This is a genomic window from Saccharopolyspora sp. 6V (assembly GCF_020176785.1).
Classification (GTDB): Bacteria; Actinomycetota; Actinomycetes; order Mycobacteriales; family Pseudonocardiaceae; genus Saccharopolyspora_C; species Saccharopolyspora_C gregorii.
This window is the reverse complement of the sequence record NZ_JAIUKB010000036.1, coordinates 124,404-130,463: the sequence shown is the minus strand read 5'-3', so window position 1 is coordinate 130,463 and position 6,060 is coordinate 124,404. Positions and strand designations below refer to the sequence as shown.

Annotated in this window: 5 protein-coding genes; 2 read left to right on the top strand and 3 right to left on the bottom strand. The window is 73.1% G+C overall.

The genetic code is table 11. The features are described from left to right. Positions 1–1,776, bottom strand: a 1,776-nt coding sequence (locus LCD35_RS08655) for a PrsW family intramembrane metalloprotease (protein WP_225044016.1), incomplete at its 3' end; no start/stop codon positions are given. Between the two features lie 64 nt (positions 1,777–1,840). Further along, positions 1,841–2,338, bottom strand: a complete 498-nt coding sequence (locus LCD35_RS08650) for a LuxR C-terminal-related transcriptional regulator (RefSeq protein WP_224959093.1) — start codon at positions 2,336–2,338, stop codon at positions 1,841–1,843. 555 nt (positions 2,339–2,893) lie between these two features. Here LCD35_RS08650 and LCD35_RS08645 point away from each other — a divergent pair. Together LCD35_RS08645 and LCD35_RS08640 are read left to right on the top strand one after the other, a co-directional pair. Further along, the gene (locus LCD35_RS08645; protein WP_224959094.1) at positions 2,894–4,135 is read left to right on the top strand and encodes a glutamate decarboxylase; all 1,242 of its coding nucleotides are present in this window, start codon (positions 2,894–2,896) and stop codon (positions 4,133–4,135) included. 35 nt (positions 4,136–4,170) lie between these two features. Beyond that, the gene (locus LCD35_RS08640; RefSeq protein WP_224959095.1) at positions 4,171–5,106 is read left to right on the top strand and encodes a nitrilase-related carbon-nitrogen hydrolase; all 936 of its coding nucleotides are present in this window, start codon (positions 4,171–4,173) and stop codon (positions 5,104–5,106) included. Positions 5,107–5,148: 42 nt separating this feature from the next. Here LCD35_RS08640 and LCD35_RS08635 read toward each other — a convergent pair whose 3' ends face one another. Further along, positions 5,149–6,051, bottom strand: coding sequence for a LamB/YcsF family protein (locus LCD35_RS08635; RefSeq protein WP_224966527.1), 903 nt, complete (start codon positions 6,049–6,051; stop codon positions 5,149–5,151). Positions 6,052–6,060: the final 9 nt, after the last annotated feature.

Below are 6,060 nucleotides of genomic sequence, written 5' to 3'. Positions count from 1 at the left end.
GGGCGGGTGGTTCGGCGGCGGGGTCGGTGGTCCCGGCGGGCCCTGCTGGGGTCCGGGTCGCCGGTCGCCGGGCTGCCGGGGGTTCTGCCGCCGCGGACCGGGTTTCTGCGCGACCGGCTGCTGCGGGTTCGACTGCTGCGGACTCGGCGGCTGCGGACTCGACTGCTGGGGGTTCGGCGACTGCGAGCTCGGCGACTGCGGACTCGACTGCTGGGGGTTCGGCGACTGCGAGCTCGGCGACTGCGAGCTCGGCGGCTGCGTACTCGACTGCTGGGGGTTCGTCGGCTGCGAGTTCGGCGATGGCGAGCTCGGCTGCTGCGGAGTCGACCGCTGGGAGCTCGCCGACCGCGGGTTCGCCCGCCGCGGGGCCGATCGCGGGGTGCTCGGCCGCAGCGGGTTCGAGTACCGAGCGGTCCGCCCCTCCGGATCCGAAGGCTGCGGCGAACCTCCCGCCCCCGCACCCGGCCGTCCGCCGGACGCCACCGTCCGCATCTTCCGCGTGCGCAAGGCCGCGAGCGGCCCGGGCGGCGGCGGAGGCGGCGTCGGGGCGGGCCGGTACACCGGCATCCGCGTCGTCGCCAGCTCCGACGTGCGGAAGAAGCCGGACTGGTGCGCCCCGGCCCACGGCGGCGGCGCCACCTGCGGCAGCGGCCGGCGCTGGAAGAACGCGTTCCGCGCCACCCGCATCAGCCCGAGGATCGCGTCCCGCCGCGAGTGGAACAGCTCCACCGGGATCGTCGCCCGCGTCGCGTGGTCGTGCAGCAGCGCGAGTTCCGTGGCCGCCAGCTGGTAGTCCGCCATCGCCCGCGCCCCGGGCAGGCCCGCCTGCATCCGCGCCCAAGTGCGCGCCCGCCTGCGCCCGTTCATCGTCGCCAGCATCCGCACGTCCACGTCGTGCACCAGCCCGCTCGGGATGTAGGGCGGCAGGTGGGTGCCGATCAGCCCGATGAGCCGCTGCCGGTCCCGGATCACGACCAGGACCAGCGCCACCAGCACGCCGAGCTCCACCAGGTACGCCAGCGCCAACCCGCCGTAGCCGAACGTCGAGGAGAAGTTCCACAGCGCGTGCAGCAGCACCGCCGCCACCCAGCCGCCGACCACGGCGAACCCGCGACCTGCTCCCCTGCTGCGCGCCGCGTAGGCCACGCCGAGCCCGGTCATCGCCGTGTAGATCGGGTGCCCCAGCGGCGCGATCACCCCGCGCACCAGCACCGTGCCCGCCACCGCGGACCCGTTCTCCAGCAACCCGGTCTGGTAGTAGAGGACGTTCTCCACGAACGCGAAGCCGAGCGCGCACAGCCCCGCGTACACCAGCCCGTCGGTCGGCCCGTCGATCTCGAACCGGCGGAACCACAGCATCAGCAGCAGGAAGAAGCCCTTGAAGCTCTCCTCCACCACCGGCGCGATCACCGAGGCGGTCAGCACCCGGCCCAGTTCCGGCCCGTACACCGGGTGCAGCAGCGACCCGCCGAGCGTGTTCACCAGGAACGAGCCGACGATGGCGACTCCGGCGCCCCACGCGAACGCGAGCAGCAGGTTCACCCGCGGTTCCGGTTCCAGCCGGTCCATCAGCAGCACCAGCGCCACCAGCACCACCACCGTCGGCAACGCCAGCAACCCGCTCAGCACCGTGCTGAGCACGCCGCCGGTGAGCAGGTAGTAGGCGACCGCCAGCAGCGTGCACAGGCCGCACCCGATCAACCCGATGATGAACGGGAGCGGGACGCGGTCGCTGCTGCGGCCTTCGAGGATCGACCTGGGACTCAGCGCGGGCATGTCCGGCAGAGTAGAAGATCGTCGCGTTCGGGGTGGCCCGCACCCGCTGATCGGGCGCGGTCGTTCAACCGCGGTGCACCGCGCTCTGCTGGGGGATTTCGACGGGGCCCGGTTCTCCGCCGCCCTGCTCGTCCGGTGCGCGGCCCGCGGTGAGCGCCTTGACGGCGGCGGAGGTGCGGTCGGCGACCTCCAGCTTGGTGAACACGGCCCGCAGGTGGTTCTTCACGGTCCGCTCGGAGATGCCCAGCGACCGGGCGATCTGCCGGTTGGAGCTGCCGCGGACCAGGTGCCCCAGCACTTCGTGCTCGCGCGGGGTGAGCCGCTGCAGCAGCGGTGCCGCCTGCGAGCGCGGCTCGCCGCCGACCCCGGCGCCGGCCGCGCGCTGCAGCGCGTCCCGGTAGACCTCGCCCGCGACGAGCCCGTTGTGACCCAGGCGCACCCGCAGGGTCACCAGCTGGTTCACCTGCCCGAGCACCTGCTCCAGCGCCGCGGAGTGCTCGATCGCCTCCCGCATCATCGCGGTGATCGCGGTGTCCAAGGCTCGCCGGTACGAACTGGCCATCAGGTGACTCCCACAGGTTCGGTGACATCGGCCGCGCCACCGGGCACACGGGTGCCCCGGACGACGCGAGATCGTTCCGGCGCAGGACCGGGACATCGCGGCGCACCACCGCCATGACCAGGTCTTCTTCGAGCACCGTCGCAGGCCGACGCTTCACCACCGGGCAAGGCCTTCCCACCTGCACCGGACCGGTCGCTGCCTCCACTGGCTATGTCGTCAGGAGCCCCCGCAGAAGTGACCGACCGGCCACCGATTTCCCCCGGATGCCGCAATCAAGGACACGTTCGAGCGACCGCGGAGGTGCCATTCGGAGGACCAGGTCCGGCGGAGCAGGCCTTTGTGACCATGTTTGCCGCCGCCGAGCGGGGCCTAGGTTTCGAAACGTCGCACGTCCCAATCCCTCCCGCTGCACTCGGCTGCGAGGCCACCTGAGTTCGCAGCCCCCAGTGAAACCACGTCGCAGTCCCCCTCAAGGAGGTCTTCGCCATGTCGTGTCCGCAGGCGGCAAGCCGGGCGAGCGCACCACCCACGACGACCGCGCGACCGCCGGGAGCGATGCCCAGCAAGGGCTGGACCGCCTCGGCGGCGGCCAACGCGGTCCGGATCAAGCTCCGGGAGGACATCGCCCCGGCGTCGAACCTGGCCACGTTCCTGACCAGCTCCGTCGAACCGGAGGCCGAACGGCTCTTCAGCGACTACCTGCCGTACAACCTCATCGACCGGGACCAGTACCCGGGCGCCACCGAGCTGGAGCGGCACTGCGTGCAGACCCTGGCGGGGCTGTGGAACGCGGACCTGTCCACCGCCGTCGGCACCGCCACCACCGGGTCCAGCGAGGCCGCGCTGCTGGCCGGCACCTCGCTGCTGCGGCGGTGGCGGCACCGCGGGGACACCGGCGGGCGGAAGCCGAACCTGGTGCTGGGCTCGAACGCGCACGTGTGCTGGCACAAGTTCTGCCGCTACTGGGAGGTGGAGCCGCGCATCGCCCCCGCGCAGCAGGACCGGCTGCACCTGACCGCGCAGCAGGCGGCGGAACGCTGCGACGAGGACACCATCGGCGTGGTCAGCATCCTGGGGTCCACGATCGACGGCAGCTACGAGCCGATCGCCGAGATAGCCGCCGCCCTCGACGATCTCGCGGCGGAGTCCGGTGTGGACGTTCCGATCCACGTGGACGCCGCCTCCGGCGGTTTCATCGCGCCCTTCCTGGATCCGGGGCTGGCGTGGGACTTCCGGCTGCCGCGGGTGCACTCGATCAACGCGTCGGGGCACAAGTACGGCATGGTCCCGGCCGGGCTCGGGTGGATCGTGTGGCGGGACCCTGAGGCGCGCACGAACTGGCTCAGCTTCGACACGAACTACCTGGGCAGCACGCGCGCCAACCACGAGCTGAGCTTCTCCCGCTCGGCGGCGCCGGTGGTGCTGCAGTACTACAACTTCCTGCGGCTCGGCTTCGACGGCTTCCGCGAGCTGCACGCCCGCAGCCGCGCCACCGCCACCGCGCTGGCCGACGCGCTCGGCGGCATGGGCCCGTTCCAGGTGCTCGGCGACGGCCGCGAACTCCCCGTCGTCGTGCTGGCCCAGCGCGAAGGCGCGCACCGCTGGACGTTGCGGGAGCTGGCCGCGCACCTGGGCACGCACGGCTGGTCGGTCCCGGTCTACTCGCTGCCACCGGACCGCCAGCAGACCGACGTGCTGCGCATCGTGGTGCGCACCGAACTCACCGCGCGGCACGCCGAGGACCTGCTCGACGCGGTGCGCGGCTACCTGTCCGGCGCCATCGCCACCCCCGCGTGAAACCCGTTCCCCACCCCTGCAGAGAGGACGAACCGTTGCGCCCCATCCGCATCGCCAGCAAGCTCACCAAGCCCGAACCCCCGCAGCCCGGCACCGGCGTGCGCCTCGCGCTGTTCCAAGGCGAGAACCCGGTGGGCACCCCGGAAGCGGTGACCGCGAACCTCTCCCGGATGCGGGAGGTCGTCGAGGTCGCCGCCCGCTACCAGGCCCAGCTGTGCGCCTTCCCCGAGTGCTACACCACCGGCTACTCGCTCGGCGCCGCCGAAGCCCGCGCCCTCGCCCAGCCTTCGGACGGCACCGCCGTGCAGGCCGCCCGGGAGCTCTCGGCCGCGCACGACGTGGGGATCGTGGTGCCCTACGTGGAGCTCGACCGGGACGCGGGCACCGTGCACGACTCCATCGCGCTGGTCCTCGGCGGTGAACTGGCCGCGAACTACCGCAAGACCCACCTGTACGGGGCGGCGGAGCGGATCAACTTCACGGCGGGCACCGAGCTGCCGCCGGTGGTGAAGGTGAACCAGTTCCCGGTGGGCCTGCTCAACTGCTACGAGTGCGAGTTCCCGCCGCTCTACCAGAGCCTGGTGGGCCGCGGGGCTCGGCTCGTGGTGGGTCCGACCGCCGCCGACCACCACTTCACGCTGCACGACGGCAACCCCACCCAGGTGCCGTACCCGGACGCGACCGAGCACATCATCCCGGCGATGGCCTCGGTGTGGCGGGTGTTCGTGGCGTACGTGAACCGGCGCGGCTGGGAGACCTCGGAGCGCGGGCAGTGGCAGTACCGCGGCAACTCCGGGGTGTGGGCGCCGGACGGCACGCCGATGATCGCCGCCGGGCCGGACGAGCGCAGCGACGACACGCTGCTCGTCGCCGACTGCGTGCCGGACGAGGTGGCGCCGTTCAGCCCGGAGGGCGACCACTTCACCGACAACCGTGTCGCGCTGCGCGAGGAGCTGCTGCCCGTGAACTGACCCGGGTGCCGGGCCGGAGCACCTCGTCCGGTCCGGCCCCGATCACGCCGGTGCGGTCGCCGCCTTCCCCATCGCGGGGGCCGCACCGGTTCCCCGCGCCGCCAGGACGTCCCGCATCGGGGCGAGCCGCACGCCCGCCGCGCTCAGCGCGTCCCGCACCGCGCGCGCCACCTCCACCGCGTTCGGGCGGTCGCCGTGCAGGCAGATCGAGTCGGCCGCCACCGGGACGTCGGTGCCGCGCACCGAGGTCACCGAGCCGCGCAGCACCGCCAGCGCCTGCTCCGCGCAGGCCAGCGGATCCTTCGCGACCGGGTTCGGTTCGATGATGATCCGCCCGGTCTCGTCGTAGTCCAGGTCGGCGAACGCCTCCCGCACCACCGGCACGCCCCGTTCGGCCACCCGGTCGGCGGTCGCACCGGCCAGCAGCACCACCGGCACGCCCGGCGCCGCGGCGGCGACGGCCTCGCCGACCGCCGCGGCCACGTCCGGTTCCCGCGAGGTGAGCCCGTAGAACGCGCCGTGCGGCTTCACGTGGGTGATCGGCACGCCCAGCTCGTCGGCCAGCGCCCGCAGCGCGCCGAACTGGTACAGGCACGCGTCCGCCGCCTCCCGCGGGCTCAGCGCGAGCGCGCGCCGCCCGAACCCGGTCAGGTCGGGGAATCCGGGGTGCGCGCCTGCGGCCACGCCCGCGTCGCGTGCGATGCGCAGCGACTCCCGCATCGTCGCCGGGTCGCCCGCGTGCCAGCCGCAGGCGATGTTCACCGACGTGACCAACGGGATCACCCGTTCGTCGTCACCGAGCTTCCACCGGCCGAAGCTCTCCCCCGCGTCCGCGTTGAGATCCACCAGTTCCTGCACCGGACCCACCTCCCGCAGCTGCCGACCGCGACCCGACGGGGTGTGCCCTGCGGTGATCCCCGGCCGCGCGCCGATGGTCAGAGCCATGTTCCCGCA

Bases quoted from the DNA above. Each gene is read 5' to 3' on its own strand.
- LCD35_RS08635 (WP_224966527.1), bottom strand. From the start codon at position 6,051: ATGGCTCTGACCATCGGCGCGCGGCCGGGGATCACCGCAGGGCACACC.
- LCD35_RS08645 (WP_224959094.1), top strand. From the start codon at position 2,894: ATGCCCAGCAAGGGCTGGACCGCCTCGGCGGCGGCCAACGCGGTCCGG.
- LCD35_RS08650 (WP_224959093.1), bottom strand. From the start codon at position 2,338: ATGGCCAGTTCGTACCGGCGAGCCTTGGACACCGCGATCACCGCGATG.